The organism is Actinoallomurus bryophytorum, from assembly GCF_006716425.1.
Lineage (GTDB): Bacteria > Actinomycetota > Actinomycetes > Streptosporangiales > Streptosporangiaceae > Actinoallomurus > Actinoallomurus bryophytorum.
In genome coordinates, this window is the sequence record NZ_VFOZ01000001.1 from 5,430,224 (window position 1) to 5,445,956 (window position 15,733).

Sequence of the window (15,733 nt, forward strand, 5' to 3'; positions counted from 1 at the left end):
TGCCCAGGATACGCCGATCAGGCGGCGGGCTCGTTGACGTACGGCGCCCACTGGGGATCGCCGTCGTGGACCAGCCCGATCAGGCGCCAGTGCGCCCCCCGGGGTACGGCGGGTGTGACCGGTAGCTGCCAGCCCAGCTCCTCCAGGAGCTTGTCCGCCTTGCGGTGATTGCAGGGCATACAGCAAGCGACGCAGTTCTCCCACAGATGCTTTCCGCCACGGCTGCGCGGGATCACGTGGTCGATCGTCTCCGCGCGGCGACCGCAGTAGACACAGCGGAAGTTGTCACGCCGCATCAGAGCCGCCCGGGTGAGCGGCACGCGTTGTCGGTACGGGATGCGTACGTAGCGCAGCAATCGGATCACCGACGGCAGCTCCACCACCGCGGTCGCCGAACGCAGGCAGGCGCCCGAGATGTCATGGTGGACGATCTCGGCCTTCTCCCGGAGGACCAGGCAGACGGCGCGCCGCAGCGGCAAAGTGGTGAGTGGCTCGTATGTCGCGTTGAGGAGCAGTACCTGTCTCATCAGACGCCCTCCGGGACGCAGGCGCCGGTGGCCCCGTGGGGCACGCTCCAGCGCGCCTCGAGACGAGGCTTGACGATCTCCAGCACCAGCGCACCCGCCACGAGGACCTCCTCACGGGTGATACCCGAACTGAAATCAGTGTGGCCGCTGAGATGCGGATTTCGCTACCCCATTACCCGGCAAACGCTGTAAAGGGCTCTTCATCACGGATCTGTCAGCGAGGAGTCCTGCCTGGGCATCTCCGCCGTGGCGTCGGTCCCGGAGGCGCCCCAGGCGTCCGAAGCGTCCACCGCGGACGGGTCGCCGATATCCGGCAGGATGCTCTGGTTCTCGCGCCACGTCACCTGGGCGTTGACGCGCAGATCGCCGCCCGGCCGGGCCACCTTGGTCTTGATCCAGCCGGCCTGCTTCTCTCCGGGCTTGATCGACCCGAACTGGCACACGACGTCGTTTCCCTGGCCCGCGCACGGCTGGGAGACCCCGACGATCTTCTGGTCGGGCGAGACCCGGTGGGTGGCGACGACCGTCTCGGCGCCCGCGGCGCCACTGTTGGTCAGCACCCAGTGCCAGGTGACTCCGGAGCTGTCCTTGGCGATCTGCGGGTGTACGTACACCATCCGCAGATCGGCCGCCGGCGGCGGGCCGGCCGCGTGGGCCGACGGCGCGACGGCCAGTACGGGAAACGCGAGTAGCGCGATGCTGCCTCTCATGTCCAACCCCCCGATCGACATGCAACAAGGTCCGCCGGCCCAGATTACGGTCCGTGACGCCGCGCCGCCGTCGATGTTCGTCATCATTCGGCCATGAGCCGGCAAGGTCCGGCCCAGACGGACCAGCGCTCCTCTCGGCACCGGATCGGTCGGCGACCCCTGCCATGCCGTCGGGCCCGCACAGCGGGATCATCGAGCCCAGAGCGGGCACGCCGCTCCATCCCCGTCCGGCGTACGGTTCGGTGCCCAACGCACGGGCCCCACGCACGGGCCCCACGTACCGGCCCCACGTACGGGCCGCAGGTCGAAGCGGATCCGCCCTTGGCCGACTTCCCCGGAACCCGCAGGAAGACCCGCCGGGCGACCGGGGCGACGACCGTCCCCGGCTCCTCACGGAGTGGCCGGCCGGTCAACCCGCACTCCAGAAGCGGGCCGGCACCGACCACGCGGGCACGGAAGCGCCGGTGGCAGAACCCATGAATCCATCTGACCACTCCCATGCCAACCGGTTTCATCGTCGATACGCCCGGCCACCGACATTTGCTGTTAAACCGGCATGGCCGGTCCTGATCGGCGCCATGACCTCGTAGAGTGCGCACATGAGCCGACCGCCGTACCCTTCCGCGCGCCGTGAGGATCTCGTCGAGGACGTCCACGGCCAGCGCGTACCCGACCCGTACCGCTGGCTGGAGGACCCGCACGGGGAGGAGACCAAGACGTGGCTGACGGAGCAGGACGAGCTGTTCCACGGCGAGGTGGACGGCCTGCCGGGCCGTGACCGCCTGCGCGCCCGCATCCGGGAGCTGCTCGGCTCCGGCACCTTGAGCTCGCCCTTCTGGCGCGGCGAGAGGCGCTTCTTCATGCGCCGTACGGCCGAGCAGGAGCACGCCGTGCTCTACACGGTCGATCCCCCCGAGACGGAGGGCGGCGAGGAGACCGAGCGCGCGCTGATCGACCCGATGGCGCTCGACCCCTCCCACACCACGACGCTCGACTCCTGGCAGCCCGACAAGGAGGGCCGGCGCCTCGCGTACCAGCTCTCTCACGGCGGCGACGAGGAGTCCAAGCTGTACGTCATGGACATCGCCACCGGTGAGGCGGTCGAGGGGCCGATCGACCGGTGCCGCTACACCCCGGTCGCCTGGCTGCCCGGGGGAGAGGCGTACTACTACGTACGCCGTCTCAGGGCCGACCAGGTGCCCGCCGGTGAGGACCAGTACCACCGCCGCGTCTACCTGCACCGGGTGGGCACGGACCCCGAGACCGACGACGTGATGATCTTCGGTGAGGGCCTGGAGAAGACGAACTACTACGGCGTCGGGGTCAGCCGCGACGGCAACTGGCTCACGCTGTCCTCCTCGCAGGGCACCGCGCCGCGCAACGACCTGTGGATCGCCGACCTGCGTACGTCGCCGCTGGAGGACCCCCGGCTCGAGGTCGTACAGCAGAATGTCGACGCGGAGACCGGGCTCCAGGTCGGCCGCGACGGCCGGGCGTACATCTTCACCGACCGTGACGCCCCGCGCGGCCGTCTGTGCGTCACCGATCCGGCCACGCCGTCCAGTGACACCTGGCGGGACCTCATCCCCGAGGACCCCGAGGCCGTGCTGTCGGACTTCGCGATCCTCGACGACCTGGACCGGCCGATCCTGCTCGCCGGCTGGACCCGCCACGCGCTCAGCGAGATCAGCATCCACGACCTGGAGACCGGCGAACGCATCGGCGAGGTGCCCGTACCCGGCCTCGGCTCGATCGGCGGTATCGGCGAACGCCCGGAGGGCGGCCACGAGGCGTGGTTCGTCTACTCCGACAACATCACGCCGGTGTCGGTCCACCGGTTCGACGCGCGTACCGGCGAGATCACGCTCTGGGCGTCGGCACCGGGTGCCGTCGAGGTCCCCGACGTCGAGGCCACCCAGGTCACCTACACCTCCTACGACGGCACGGAGGTGCGGATGATCGTCGTGGCCCGGCCCGGCCACGAGGGCCCGCGCCCGGCGATCCTGTACGGCTACGGCGGCTTCAACATCCCGCTGACCCCCGCGTACTCCGCGACGACCCTGGCGTGGGTCGAGGCGGGCGGCGTCTACGTCGTCGCGAACCTGCGCGGCGGCTCGGAGGAGGGCGAGGGCTGGCATCGCGCCGGGATGCTGGACAAGAAGCAGAACGTCTTCGACGACTTCCATTCCGCCGCGGAGAAGCTCATCGCCGACGGCTGGACCACGGCCGAGCAGCTGGCCATCGCCGGCGGCTCCAACGGCGGCCTGCTGGTCGGCGCGGCGATCACCCAGCGGCCGGACCTGTACGCCGCGGCGGTCTGTTCCGCGCCGCTGCTGGACATGGTGCGGTACGAGAAGTTCGGGCTCGGCGAGACGTGGAACGTCGAGTACGGCTCCGCCGAGGATCCCGAGCAGTTCGCGTGGCTGTACGCCTACTCGCCGTACCACCACGTACGTGAGGGCGTCGCCTATCCGGCCACGCTGTTCACGGTGTTCGAGAGCGACACCCGCGTGGATCCGCTGCACGCACGCAAGATGTGCGCGGCCCTGCAGCACGCGAACACCGCCGACACGCCGATCCTGCTGCGCAACGAGGCCGACGTCGGCCACGGGTCGCGCGCGATCAGCCGCTCGGTCGACCTGACCGTGGACACGCTCGCCTTCACGGCCGCCCACACCGGGCTGACTATTGAGGAAGGTGTCTAATAGCGTCCATGATCGCTCTGGACCGTGTCCTGAAGCTGCTGGAGTCCGCCCCGGCCGAGCCCGACGTCGGCCGGGGCCACCTCGACCTCCTGGGCGAGGCGGCGGAGTCACACGACACGGTCGCGCAGCGGCTCATGCGCTCAGGCGCACTACCGCGGATCTACGAGCACGTGTGGCGGCCGGTGGTCTTCGGCCTGTCCAAGGGCGGCCCGCTCGGGCCGAGCACCGCCGAGGAGTACGCCCTGGCGCGCTACTGGCTGGGCCTGGCCGACACGCCGGACGCGACCGTCCTGGACGTGGCCTGCGGCCCCGGCAACGTGACGAGGGCACTGGCCTCGGGCATGACGGCGGACGGCCTCGTGGTCGGCGCCGACGCGTCGGCGACCATGCTGGAGCGTGCCGTCGCGGACACGCACGTACGTGCCGGTGGGGCCGACATCGCCTACGTACGCTGCGACGCGGTCGACCTGCCGTTCCGCGCGAACACCTTCGACGCGGTGTGCTGCTACGGCGCCCTCTACCTCTTCGAGGACCCGTGGGCCGCGGTCGCGAGCATGGCACGGGTGCTGCGGCCGGGCGGCCACCTCGTCGTGCTCGCCACCCGCCGCCCACGGCTGCCGCTCGTCGGCCGGGGCATGGGCGCCCTGAGCCGGCTCACCGGCATCCGGATGTTCGGCCAGACGGAGATCGCCGAGGCCCTCTCGAACGCCGGCTTCTCCGCGATCCGGCGCCGCTCCTACGGCCTCATGCAGTTCACCGGCGCCACCCTCGGCTAGAGATCCGGGATGCGTCAAAGCCCGGCCCGCTCGTCCTCGCCTTCCGGCCGGTCGATGAGCATGGCCGCGCTGGTGGAGCGCCCGGCGTCCTGGGCGTACGCCGTCTACCGCGCGTCGGAGAACGTCTGGTGGACGCGGCCCTGCCGGTCGGTCCACACGTCCAGGTCGGCGGCCGACGTGTCGACCCTGGTGTACGACTGGCCGTCCGGGCTGGAGGTGATGACGTTCGAGCTTCTGGACAGCTGGTCGAGGGCGTACGTGGCCACGTGCGCCCCGCGCCGGTGCGGCAGGCGGCGTGGGGCCTCCCGCTGGATGGTGGGAACGCCGAACGTGACATGCATACGGGTCAGCTCGTGCCCCAGGGCCGCGTGCAGCCGCCGCGCGAGCCGGATCTTCTGCGGGTGCATCCGTGCGCCGGCGTGGTACGCGCCGGGCACGCGGACCTGGCCGAGGGGCGGAACGGAGGCGTGCGCGACTCCGGCGCTCCCCAGCGAAGCCCCGAAGCCGAGCACGAGGATGAACGATCCACGCTTCATGCGGTATCCCCCAAAAGATCAACCCTGGTCGTACGGTCCGTGACCTAGCCAACCAAGCGATCGGCGCCTTCGCAGAGGCGGAGATGGTCGGGCGGGTCTAGGAGAAACCGCTCAGGAAGGGGGTGTCCGAGAGCTGACGCGTTCCACGAACGGAGGTCACCGCCCGCCGACCAGGACAGGGGGCGCCGTAAGCGCCATCCTCACCTGGCCGCCGGACTCACAGGCCGAGGACCACCGGTGTCGCGGGCGCCCCGTCGGCGATCAGCGCCGCCAGCGGTGTGGCGAGGTCGCGGGGTGAGAACAGATCGGAGCCCCGGTAACCGGCGATGTCCGGCAGGCGCCACCAGCGGAACCCGACGATGTACTCGGCCGCGAGCTCGTCGTCGGACATCGCGCCACGCGGACGGAACGCCGCGGTGCGGACGAGGAAGTAGTCGTGGACCACGCCGTCGTGACCGGCCGCGTGCTCCGCCCCGGCGACCTCCTGATGCCAAACGTGTGGCGGCTCGGTGTCGACCGCCAGCCCTACTTCCTCGAGCAGCTCGCGGCGCAGCGCGGCGAACGGCGTCTCCCCGCGTTCAACGCCTCCGCCCGGGGTCACCCACACGACCGTGCCGATCGGCTCGGGAACCGCGAGGCGGCAGAGCAGCACGCGGTCGTCCTCGTCGAGGACGACCGCGCGGACCGAGTGACGCAGGTTCAACGCGGACACCCGCGCAAGCTACCGCGACACGGCCTAGATGTACTGCCCAGGCAGGTTGGTTGAGGTTGTGTGACGACACGGTCTGAATGTCCGTGACGGGTGAAGGCCTCCGGTTGTGGAGTGGAGCTGTCTAGGAACCGCTCCGCCAACAGGAGGCCTTCGTGTCCCACGCTAACGCTGCCCTGACCCCTCGCGGGCGTCTTCGCCTCGCGCGTCTGGTCGTTGATGAGGGCTGGCCGATCGCTCGGGTGGCGGAGCGTTATGAGGTGTCCTGGCCGACCGCCAAACGTTGGGCGCAGCGTTACCGCCGCGATGGCGTGGCTGGGATGGTCGATCGGTCATCGCGGCCACGCCATAGCCCGTCCAAGACGCCACAGCCGATGGTGCGCAAGATCGTGCATGTGCGGTTGAAGCAGCGGCTGGGGCCGGCGCAGATCGCCGGGCGGCTGGGCGTGCCGGCCTCGACCGTCCACGCCGTCCTGACCCGGTGCCGTCTCAACCGCTTGACCTACATCGATCGCGCTACCGGGGAGCCGATCCGGCGGTATGAGCACGACCGGCCGGGCGCGATGCTGCACGTGGATGTGAAGAAGTTCGGGAACATCCCCGATGGCGGCGGCTGGCGCTATGTGGGCAGAGTCCAAGGCGAACGCAACCGCGAAGCCACCGCTGATCGCACCGGCAACCGCAACACCCGTTATGAGCCCCGCCTGGGCACCGCGTTCGTGCACACCGTCATCGATGACCACTCACGCATCGCCTACGCCGAAATCCGCAATGATGAGAAGGCCACTACCGCGATCCAGGTGCTCCCCAACGCCGTGGCCTGGTTCGCCAGCCGTGGCGTGGTGATCGAACGAGTGCTCAGCGACAACGGCTCGGCCTACAAATCCCACGCCTGGCGTGATGCGTGCGCTGACCTCGGTATCCAGGCGAAAAAGACCCGACCCTACCGGCCACAGTCCAACGGAAAAGTCGAACGCTTCCACCGCACCCTGGCCGACGGCTGGGCACTCGGCCGCTTCTACACCTCCGAACAAGCCCGACGCAAAGCCCTCCCGGCCTGGCTCCACTTCTACAATCACCACCGACCCCACACCGCCACCAACGGCAAACCACCCATCACCCGCTTGACCAACCTCCCTGGGCAGTACACCTAGATCGTTGATGGGTTATGTGTGGGCTGGTCAGTGGTCGTAGGCGGTCAGAGATCGTTTGATGGGTGCGTCGATCAGCCAGTTGTGCCAGATCGCGGTGTTGAGGGCGAGGATGCGCTGGCTGGTGCGGGCCCATAGCCCTTCGGTGGTGCGGGCGTTGTGACGTTCGATGCCGAGTTGGTTCTTCAGCGCACGGCAGGCGTGGGAACAGGTGACCGATTCGGCGGGTGCCAGCCGCAGCCGGCGGCGTTCGTCAACACGACGCAGCAACACCTGCGCGATCGCGACGCAGATCAGCTCTCAGCAACCGGGGCCGGCCCGGCCCCCGCATCCGCGTCGGCAGGACATGATCATCCAGATGGACATAGAGCGGCCAGAAGGGCGTCCAGGTCTGTCTTCACACACTGATCTTGGGCGCCCTTCCTCATGCCCGCGATCGCTTCAGCGATATCCCGTCAACTAGTGGCCGCCCAGCTGGGAGATGTCACGTGCGGCGCCCGTGGAGGCCGACGTGGCCATCGCGGCGTACGCCTGGAGTGCCACGCTGACCGGGCGACGGCGGTCGCGCGGGCGGTAGGAGCCCAGGTCCTTCAGGAGGCGTTCGCGGCGGTCGCGCAGGACGTCCGACGGCACGTCGAGGCGCAGCTCGCGGCCCGGGATGTCGATGACGACGCGGTCGCCGTCCTCGACCAGGGCGATGTCGCCGCCGCTCGCGGCCTCCGGGGAGGCGTGGCCGATCGACAGTCCGCTGGTGCCGCCGGAGAACCGGCCGTCCGTGACCAGCGCGCACGCCTTGCCGAGCCCGCGGCCCTTGAGGAAGGAGGTCGGGTAGAGCATCTCCTGCATGCCCGGACCGCCCTTGGGGCCCTCGTAGCGGATGACGACGACGTCACCCGGCTTGACCTTGTCGCCGAGAATGCCCTCGACGGCGTCCTCCTGGCTCTCGAAGACCACCGCGGGGCCCTCGAACCTCCACAGCTCCTCCTCGACGCCGGCCGTCTTGACGACCGCGCCCTCGACGGCCAGGTTGCCGTAGAGCACCGCCAGGCCGCCGTCCTTGGTGTAGGCGTGCTCGGCGTCCCGGATGCAGCCCTCCGAGGCGTCGAGGTCGAGGGAGTCCCACCGGGTGTTCTGGCTGTACGGCTTGACGGTGCGGATCCCGCCGGGCGCGGCGTGGAACAGCTCCACCGCCTCCGGCGACGGGTCGGCGGCCCGGACGTCCCAGGAGTCCAGGAACGCGCCGAGCGAGTCGCCGTGGATCGTGTGCACCGTGCGGTTGAGCAGCCCGGCACGGTCCAGCTCACCGAGGATCGCGGGGATGCCGCCGGCCCGGTGGACGTCCTCGACGTGGTACTTCGCGGTGGCCGGCGCGACCTTGCAGACGCACGGCACCCGGCGCGACAGCTCGTCGATCTCCTTGAGGCCGAAGTCGACGCCCGCCTCGACCGCCGCGGCCAGCAGGTGCAGGATCGTGTTGGTCGAGCCGCCCATCGCGACATCGAGCGCCATGGCGTTCTCGAATGCGTCGCGGGTGGCGATGTTCAGCGGCAGCACCGTGTCGTCATCGTCGGCGTAGTGCCGATTGGTGATCTCCACGATCCGCCGGCCGGCGTCCTCGAACAGCGTCTTGCGTGCCGCGTGCGTGGCGAGGATCGTGCCGTTGCCGGGCAAGGAGAGCCCGATGGCCTCGGTCAGGCAGTTCATCGAGTTGGCGGTGAACATGCCGGAGCACGACCCGCAGGTCGGGCAGGCGTTCTCCTCCATCTGCGCGAGCGTTTCATCGGAGACCGACTCGTCCGCGGCGGCGATCATTGGGTCGATCAGGTCGAGCTTGGTGGTGCCGTCGACCGGCTTGCCGGCCTCCATCGGCCCACCGGAGACGAACACGGTGGGGATGTTGAGCCGCATGGCCGCGATCAGCATGCCCGGCGTGATCTTGTCGCAGTTGGAGATGCAGATCATGGCGTCCGCGCAGTGCGCGTTGACCATGTACTCCACCGAGTCGGCGATCAGCTCGCGGGACGGCAGCGAGTAGAGCATGCCGCCGTGCCCCATCGCGATGCCGTCGTCGACCGCGATCGTGTTGAACTCCCGCGGGATCCCGCCCGCCTCCTTGACGGCGGCGGCGACGACCTGGCCGACCTCGCGCAGGTGCACATGACCGGGGACGAACTCGGTGAAGCTGTTGGCCACGGCGATGATGGGCTTGCCGAAGTCCTCTCGCGCGACACCGGTGGCCCGCAGAAGCGCCCGCGCTCCCGCCATGTTCCTACCGTGCGTTACCGTTCGTGACCTCAGCGGCGGCATGACCTCTCCATCCCTTGTGCTCAGACTTCGATCGTACGGGGTAGGAGCACAGGGCTGAGACACACCGTCTTACATCGCGGGCATAACCCAGGGGACGTCATGACACTGGACCATCTCGTCTACGCGACGCCGGACCTGGAGGAGAGCGTCCGGCTGGTCGCCAAGCTCACCGGCGTACGGCCGGTCGAGGGTGGGCCACATCCCGGCCTCGGCACCCGCAACCACCTTCTCGGCCTCGGCGAGCTTCGCTACCTGGAGATCATCGGACCCGACTCCGGCCAGCCCGAGCCCGAGCGGCCGCGCCCGTTCGGCATCGACGAGCTGACCGAGCCGCGCCTGGCCGCCTGGGCGGTCCGCGCCGCCGACATCGAGGCACGCGTCGCACGGTCCCGCACGCTGGGCTATGACCCGGGCCCGATCGAGCCGCTGTCCCGCCGTACGCCGGACGGCGAGGTGCTCCGCTGGCGGCTGACCTTCCCGTACGAGCCCGTGGTGCCGTTCCTCATCGACTGGGGGCGGACGCCGCATCCGGCCCGCCGTCTCCCGGTCGTGCCGCTGACCGCCTTCAGCGGCACCCATCCGGACCCGGCGGGCGTACGCGACCGCCTGGCCGCGCTCGGCGTCGAGCTGGACGTACGTGAGGGGGAGCAGGGGCTGGTCGCCGTCCTCGGCGGCACCACCACGCTGACATGAAGAAGCACCCCGCGCCTGGCGGAGTGCTTTCCTCATGCGGTCCTGGTCAGTCCTCCGTCGGGTACTTCGGCGGGAGTACGCGCTGGGCCGCCGCGTGGATGCGGTCGACGTCCACCGAGGTGAGGATCTTGGGGCGGCGGCGCAGGTAGTTGCGGGCACGCGCGCCGGCGTACACGTCGACCTCGCGGACCATCAGGACCTTCCAGGAGATGGCCGGGCCGTAGATGGCCATCGACGGCTGCACCGGCACCTCGTACCCGAGCGCATCGCTGATCAGGCTGCTGGCCTGGTCGGCCTCCCAGCGCGCCTCGTCGAGGTCGGTCTTCTTGTTGAAGGGGCCGAGGAACAGCTTGCGGTGCGACATCGCGCGTACGGGGAGGCGCTTGTCCCACTTTTCGGAGTCGATCGCGTACACCCCGGTGGGCCCGATGACCAGGTGGTCGATCTGCCCGTCACTGGCGCCTTCCTCGTCCTGGGGGACGGCGCGTGCGTGCAGGGTGCGGTAGCCGGCCTTCTCCATGCCGCGGAGCTGCCGCTCCGTCTTGCGCTCGGCCATCGAGGGTTTGCGCCATGCCTCGACGGCGGACTCCTTGCGGCCCTTCAGCGCGACGTCCCCGATCACGACCAGGATCGCGACGATGAGGCCGACGGGGAGGTTGATGAGGATCGCGACCAGCAGGCCGAGAGCCAGTGCGGCGACCGCCCGGCGGATCCATCTCTGGACCTGGGGGTCACCGATCATGTCGCCGTACGTCTCCTCCTTGGGACGTTCGAACGGGCTCTCCTCCGCGGGTCGCTCGTCGTCGCGTGTGGAGGTCTGTGTGGACGTATCCCGCTCCATTATCGACACTCCGTGCTTGATCGACAGCAGCACACATGATCTTCCGTAAGAAGCGTAACGAGCCGCCGCGCCGAGTGCCTAGCCGTGTCGGGATGACACTTTTGTCCCCCCGCTCGGGTGATTCACGTCACGCGTGCGGGGTAGATTTCCCATCGTCCCCCACGGTCGCCGTGCAACTTTCAGTGGGCGTACCGTCTTCACTTGTGACGCAAATTCATGACCTCAGTGCACGGGAGCAAGCCGCCGCCATCCGCGACCGCGAACTCTCGCCCGTCGACATCACCGAACACTACCTGAATCGCATCGACCGACTGAGCGAACAGGTCGGCGCCTACGTCACGGTCACCGCCGATATCGCCCGTGAGCAGGCGAAAGCGGCCGAGAAGGCCGTCATGCAGGGCGAGTCGGCACCCCTGCTCGGAGTGCCCGTCCCCATCAAGGATTTGAACATGGTGAAGGACGTGCCGATGACGCTCGGCTCGTCCGTGTACGACGATTTCCAGGGATTCGCCGACGACCATGTCGTCACGTTCCTCCGCGAGGCGGGCACGATTCTTCTCGGCAAGACCAATACACCGGAATTCGGTCTGCCCTGTTATACCGAAAACGGCGTCGCGCCGCCCGCGCGCACTCCCTGGGACCTGTCCCGCTCCGCGGGCGGGTCGAGCGGAGGAGCCGCCGCCGCGGTCGCCTCCGGCCTCGCGCCGATGGCGCAGGGCAGCGACGGCGGCGGGTCGATCCGCATCCCCTCCAGCGTCTGCGGACTCTTCGGGATCAAGCCGACCCGGGGGCGCGTCAGCCACGGCCCGATCGTCCCGGATCTGACCGGGCTTTCCACCAACGGCCCGATCGCCCGAAATGTCCGCGACGCCGCGCTGATGCTCGACATCATCGCCAAGAACATGCCGGGTGATATGTATCACGCCGCACCGCAGGACGGGACCTTCCTGGAGGCGGCCGAGCGCGAACCGGGCCGGCTGCGGATCGCCCGCAGTGTGGCCTCCCCGGTCCCGGGCGCGGAGGTGCACCCCGACTGCCTCGCCGCCTACGACGCCGCGACCGAGCTTCTCACCGAGCTGGGCCACGAGGTCGAAGAGCTCGACCTGCCCTTCGACGAGACCCTGGTGCCGCACTTCGAGACGCTGTGGGCCGCCATGGCGACGCTCACCCCCGTGGCGCCCGACCGCGAGGAGCGCCTGCTGCCGCTGACCCGCTGGCTTCGTGAGCGCGGCAAGGCCGTGACCGCGCCGGAGCTGTTCGCGGCGCAGGCGTCGCTGCAGCTCGCGGTGCGCCTGGCGATGCCGGTCACGAACCGGTACGACGTCATCCTGCACCCGACACTCGCCCAGCCGCCGGTGCCGATCGGCTACTTCGACGGCGTCACGCCCGAGGAGAACTTCGAGCGGCAGAAGCGCTTCACTCCCTACACGTCGCTGTACAACGTGAGCGGCCAGCCCGCCGTGAGCGTCCCGCTGCACTGGACCAAGGCGGGCCTGCCCATCGGTGTCATGCTCGTCGGAAGGATGAACGCCGAGGCGACCCTCATCTCCCTGTCCGCTCAGCTCGAGGCCGCGCGCCCGTGGGCGGACCGGCACCCGCCGATTTGGGACTGACGTCGATTTGAGACCGGCACTGCGGGCATCGTTGACACCGTGAACGATCTCAACGAGCTGGCCGCCGCGTACGGCGTCGAGACCTCCTACACCGACTGGCGGAGGCGACCGGCGAACGTCCCACCCGACACGATCAGGGCGGTGCTGACCGCACTGGGTGCGGACGTCTCCTCCGCCGATGCCGTACGCGCGGAGCTGGAGCGGCTCCGCGTCGAACGGGAGACCCGTCTCCTGCCTCCGGTCGTCGTCGCGTACGCGGGAGAGGACCTCCCGGCGCCGGCAGGCGCCGACCTGCGGGTCGGGCTCGCCGGCGGCGGCGAGATCGCCCTCGTCCCGGTCGGCCGGGACGGGAGCCACCGGCTCCCCGCCGACCTCCCCCTCGGCGACCACACGATCCACGCGCGGCGCGGCGACCGCACGGAAAGCGTCCCGCTGCTCGTCGTGCCCGCACGTGCCCCCGATCCGGGCCGGCGCGCGTGGGGCTTCATGGCGCAGCTCTACTCGGTGCGCTCACGCGGCTCGTGGGGGCTCGGCGACCTGGCCGACCTCCGCGCCCTGACGAGCTGGAGCGGGCAGGACCTCGGCGCGGGATTCGTCCTGGTCAACCCGTTGCACGCGGGTGAGCCGTCACCGCCGATCCGCCCGTCGCCGTACCTGCCGATGAGCCGTCGCTTCACCAGCCCGCTGTACCTGCGCCCGCAGGACGTGCCCGAGTACGCCGCGGCCGACCCGGAGGTACGCCGCCGGGTGGACGAGCTCGCCGGCCCGGTACGGACACGCGACCACACTCTCGACGAGCTCGACCGGGACGCGGTGTGGACCGCCAAGGGCGCGGCGCTGGAGCTGCTGTACGACCAGCCACGCACGGCCGGCCGCGCCTCGGCCTACGAGGCGTTCCGCGATCGGGAGGGCGCCGCACTGACGGCGTTCGCGACCTGGTGCGCGCTCGCCGAGGCCCACGGCGCCGACTGGCGCAGGTGGCCGTCCGCGTTGCGCGACCCCGAATCGGCCGCGGTGGCCGCCGAACGCGACCGCCTCGCGCCACGAGTCGAGTTCCACGCCTGGCTGCAGTGGCTGCTCGACGAGCAGCTCGGCGCGGTGCAGGCGGCGGCACGTACGGCGGGCATGCCGATCGGAGTGATCCACGACCTCGCCGTCGGGGTGGACCCGGGCGGCGCGGACGCGTGGGCGTACCAGGACCTGTTCGCCCAGGGCATCACGGTCGGGGCCCCGCCGGACGCGTTCAACCAGCTCGGCCAGGGCTGGGGCCAGCCTCCGTGGCACCCGCAACGGCTCGCGGCCTCGGGCTACGCGCCGTACCGCGAGATGCTGCGGCACGTCCTGCGGCACGCGGGCGGCGTGCGCCTCGACCACGCGATGCAGGTGTTCCGCCTGTGGTGGGTGCCGGAGGGCGCCCCGGCCTCCGAGGGCACGTATGTCGCCTATCCGCACGACGAGATGCTCGGCGTGCTGCTGTACGAGGCCCACCGGGCCGGCGCGGTCGTCGTCGGCGAGGACCTGGGCACGGTCGAGGACTACATGCGCGAGGTGTTCGCGGACCGTGGCGTCTTCGGGACGTCCATGGCCTGGTTCGAACGCGACTCCGGAGGAGCGCCGCTGGCGCCGGCGAAGTGGCGGGAGCTCTGCCTGGCGACGGTCGGCACGCACGACATGCCACCGATCGAGGGATTCCTGAACGGCGACCACATCGCCCTGCGCGAACGCCTGGGCCTGCTGACCCGCCCGGCCGCCGAGGAGTACGCGGAGCTCGAACGCTGGCTGCGGGAGTGGCGTGACCTGCTGGCCTCACTCGACCTGGACCCGTCCGGCATGACCGCGGCCCTGCATGCCTTCCTCGCACGGACACCGTCGCGCCTGGTCGGGGTCTCCCTGGCGGACGCGGTGGGAGAACGCCGCACCCAGAACCAGCCCGGCACGACGGATGAGTACCCGAACTGGCGCGTCCCCCTGGCCGACGCCGAGGGCCACCCGGTCCTGCTCGACGACCTTCCGTCCAACCCGCGTCTGCGCGCCGCCATCGAGGCCGTACGCTCCCTGCCTCCGGGCTGAGATCCCGGCACGGGCGGAGACGCGCGGCTACTTCGCCAGGATCCGTACGAGGTGGTCGGCGACGTCGTGCAGCAGGGTGTCGGGCACGATCTCATGGCCGGCCGCGGTCGAGACGAGCTCCGGCAGACCGGGCAGGGGATAGTCCGCGGCCTCTCCCGCGACGCGTTCGCCGAGCGGCAGGCGGCCCAGTGAGGTGCGGGTGCGGGACCAGGCGTCCGAGACCTCTTCGGGGTTGGGCACGCCGAAGCCGTGACCGACCGGAGCCGCGTGCCGCAGGCGTACGACGGCGCTCTCGGCGAACTCATGGGCCAGCCGGCCGCGTTCGGACAGGGACGCACGTGCGTCGGGCTCGATCCGCGTCATGACGTCGCAGGGCGTACGGCAGGTCGCCGCGCAGGTGCACAGCGCCGAGGCGAGCGTGCTGTGCTGCCGGTCCAGGTAGTTGCGCCAGCCCGGTCCCGGCTCGCGCGCGACGCGCAGGGCGCGTTCGGCGGCGGACTGCTGGGGGCGGGTGAGGGAACAGTCACGTGGCCGGCTCGTGCCGCCGGTGACGCCGAAGCGGCTGCCGGCGCCCGTGAGCGACTCGGGCAGCAGCAGAGGGTCACCCGCGTGGCCGAGGACCGGCTCCCACGCGAGCAGCGGCAGGTACTCCGAGGCGATGTGCACCGCGGCGACCAGCGCCGCCATCTCGCGCCGGTGCCAGCGTGCCTGGATCACCTCGAGCAGGAGGGCGTACGCGGGGCGCAGTGTGCGCAGCGCCCCGCGGGAGCGTTCTTTGGCCGACTGCGGCATCCTGCTGGCCCGCGCGCGTGACAGCAGCGGCTCGGGCACCCGGTACGCGTCGACGAGCGGGTCGCCGGTGCGCTCGGGCATGCCGAAGTCCTCCGCGTCGAGGTCCAGCAGCCGTTGCCCGAACGAGCACATCAGCCGTACTTCGGCGGCGACCTCCTGCGGCAGGTCCGCCGCCCCCGCCTCGCACAGCGCGGCCAGATCGCCGAACGCGTAGCGCTGTGCGAGCGTCGTCAGAACCTCCCGGGCCGTTTCCACCCGTTCACTCTGTCACGACGAAGCGCGGCAGACCCGCCCCAATCTGGT

Annotated in this window: 13 protein-coding genes and 2 pseudogenes; 6 read left to right on the forward strand and 9 right to left on the reverse strand. The window is 70.4% G+C overall.

All coding sequences use genetic code 11. The features are described from left to right. Positions 1–17: 17 nt before the first annotated feature. Together FB559_RS25505 and FB559_RS25510 are read right to left on the reverse strand one after the other, a co-directional pair. The gene (locus FB559_RS25505) at positions 18–527 is read right to left on the reverse strand and encodes an HNH endonuclease (RefSeq protein ID WP_141958333.1); all 510 of its coding nucleotides are present in this window, start codon (positions 525–527) and stop codon (positions 18–20) included. A gap of 203 nt (positions 528–730) precedes the next feature. After that, positions 731–1,237, reverse strand: coding sequence for a hypothetical protein (locus FB559_RS25510; RefSeq protein ID WP_141958335.1), 507 nt, complete (start codon positions 1,235–1,237; stop codon positions 731–733). A 599-nt stretch (positions 1,238–1,836) separates the two neighbouring features. On the opposite strand from FB559_RS25510, the gene FB559_RS25515 reads away from it, so the two are divergent. Both FB559_RS25515 and FB559_RS25520 read left to right on the forward strand, forming a co-directional pair. Further along, positions 1,837–3,942 carry a prolyl oligopeptidase family serine peptidase gene (locus tag FB559_RS25515; protein WP_141958337.1) on the forward strand — a complete coding sequence of 702 codons (2,106 nt, stop codon included), beginning with the start codon at positions 1,837–1,839 and terminating at the stop codon, positions 3,940–3,942. Positions 3,943–3,950: 8 nt separating this feature from the next. Then, positions 3,951–4,718, forward strand: a complete 768-nt coding sequence (locus FB559_RS25520; RefSeq protein WP_141958339.1) for a class I SAM-dependent methyltransferase — start codon at positions 3,951–3,953, stop codon at positions 4,716–4,718. Between the two features lie 104 nt (positions 4,719–4,822). On the opposite strand, the gene FB559_RS25525 is transcribed toward FB559_RS25520, so the two are convergent. After that, entirely contained in the window at positions 4,823–5,254 is a 432-nt protein-coding gene (locus FB559_RS25525) for a hypothetical protein (protein ID WP_141958341.1), read from the reverse strand. 217 nt (positions 5,255–5,471) lie between these two features. Beyond that, positions 5,472–5,966: an NUDIX domain-containing protein gene (locus FB559_RS25530; protein WP_141958343.1), complete on the reverse strand. Its 495-nt coding sequence runs from the start codon at positions 5,964–5,966 to the stop codon at positions 5,472–5,474. Positions 5,967–6,118: 152 nt separating this feature from the next. Here FB559_RS25530 and FB559_RS25535 point away from each other — a divergent pair, with 152 nt between their 5' ends. Continuing rightward, positions 6,119–7,117, forward strand: a complete 999-nt coding sequence (locus FB559_RS25535) for an IS481 family transposase (protein WP_141956831.1) — start codon at positions 6,119–6,121, stop codon at positions 7,115–7,117. Positions 7,118–7,144: 27 nt separating this feature from the next. Here the strand turns inward: FB559_RS25535 and FB559_RS25540 are convergent. The 3 genes and pseudogenes from FB559_RS25540 to ilvD all read right to left on the reverse strand — a co-directional run. Continuing rightward, positions 7,145–7,303: pseudogene (locus tag FB559_RS25540) on the reverse strand (IS982 family transposase); the annotation flags it as partial. Continuing rightward, positions 7,266–7,515: pseudogene (locus FB559_RS46835) on the reverse strand (hypothetical protein); the annotation flags it as partial. The pseudogenes FB559_RS46835 and FB559_RS25540, both read right to left, overlap by 38 nt. Before the next feature lie 58 nt (positions 7,516–7,573). Next, positions 7,574–9,421 (reverse strand): dihydroxy-acid dehydratase, encoded by a 1,848-nt coding sequence (gene ilvD / locus FB559_RS25545; protein WP_141958345.1) that lies wholly within the window; start codon positions 9,419–9,421, stop codon positions 7,574–7,576. Between the two features lie 99 nt (positions 9,422–9,520). On the opposite strand from ilvD, the gene FB559_RS25550 reads away from it, so the two are divergent. Next, the gene (locus tag FB559_RS25550) at positions 9,521–10,114 is read left to right on the forward strand and encodes a VOC family protein (protein WP_141958347.1); all 594 of its coding nucleotides are present in this window, start codon (positions 9,521–9,523) and stop codon (positions 10,112–10,114) included. A gap of 46 nt (positions 10,115–10,160) precedes the next feature. Here FB559_RS25550 and FB559_RS25555 read toward each other — a convergent pair whose 3' ends face one another. Further along, positions 10,161–10,955, reverse strand: coding sequence for a nuclease-related domain-containing protein (locus FB559_RS25555; protein ID WP_141958349.1), 795 nt, complete (start codon positions 10,953–10,955; stop codon positions 10,161–10,163). A gap of 203 nt (positions 10,956–11,158) precedes the next feature. Between FB559_RS25555 and FB559_RS25560 the strand changes: the two genes are divergently transcribed. Together FB559_RS25560 and malQ are read left to right on the forward strand one after the other, a co-directional pair. Continuing rightward, positions 11,159–12,568, forward strand: a complete 1,410-nt coding sequence (locus FB559_RS25560; RefSeq protein ID WP_185792396.1) for an amidase — start codon at positions 11,159–11,161, stop codon at positions 12,566–12,568. A 39-nt stretch (positions 12,569–12,607) separates the two neighbouring features. Further along, complete coding sequence (gene malQ / locus FB559_RS25565; protein WP_246122041.1) at positions 12,608–14,638, forward strand: 4-alpha-glucanotransferase; 2,031 nt, start codon at positions 12,608–12,610, stop codon at positions 14,636–14,638. Positions 14,639–14,665: 27 nt separating this feature from the next. On the opposite strand, the gene FB559_RS25570 is transcribed toward malQ, so the two are convergent. Next, positions 14,666–15,685 (reverse strand): hypothetical protein, encoded by a 1,020-nt coding sequence (locus FB559_RS25570; protein ID WP_141958353.1) that lies wholly within the window; start codon positions 15,683–15,685, stop codon positions 14,666–14,668. Between the last annotated feature and the right edge of the window lie 48 nt (positions 15,686–15,733).

Coding starts and splice junctions, on each gene's coding strand:
- FB559_RS25505 (WP_141958333.1), bottom strand. CDS start 527: ATGAGACAGGTACTGCTCCTCAACGCGACATACGAGCCACTCACCACT.
- FB559_RS25510 (WP_141958335.1), bottom strand. CDS start 1,237: ATGAGAGGCAGCATCGCGCTACTCGCGTTTCCCGTACTGGCCGTCGCG.
- FB559_RS25515 (WP_141958337.1), top strand. CDS start 1,837: ATGAGCCGACCGCCGTACCCTTCCGCGCGCCGTGAGGATCTCGTCGAG.
- FB559_RS25520 (WP_141958339.1), top strand. CDS start 3,951: ATGATCGCTCTGGACCGTGTCCTGAAGCTGCTGGAGTCCGCCCCGGCC.
- FB559_RS25525 (WP_141958341.1), bottom strand. CDS start 5,254: ATGAAGCGTGGATCGTTCATCCTCGTGCTCGGCTTCGGGGCTTCGCTG.
- ilvD (WP_141958345.1), bottom strand. CDS start 9,421: ATGCCGCCGCTGAGGTCACGAACGGTAACGCACGGTAGGAACATGGCG.
- FB559_RS25550 (WP_141958347.1), top strand. CDS start 9,521: ATGACACTGGACCATCTCGTCTACGCGACGCCGGACCTGGAGGAGAGC.
- FB559_RS25555 (WP_141958349.1), bottom strand. CDS start 10,955: ATGGAGCGGGATACGTCCACACAGACCTCCACACGCGACGACGAGCGA.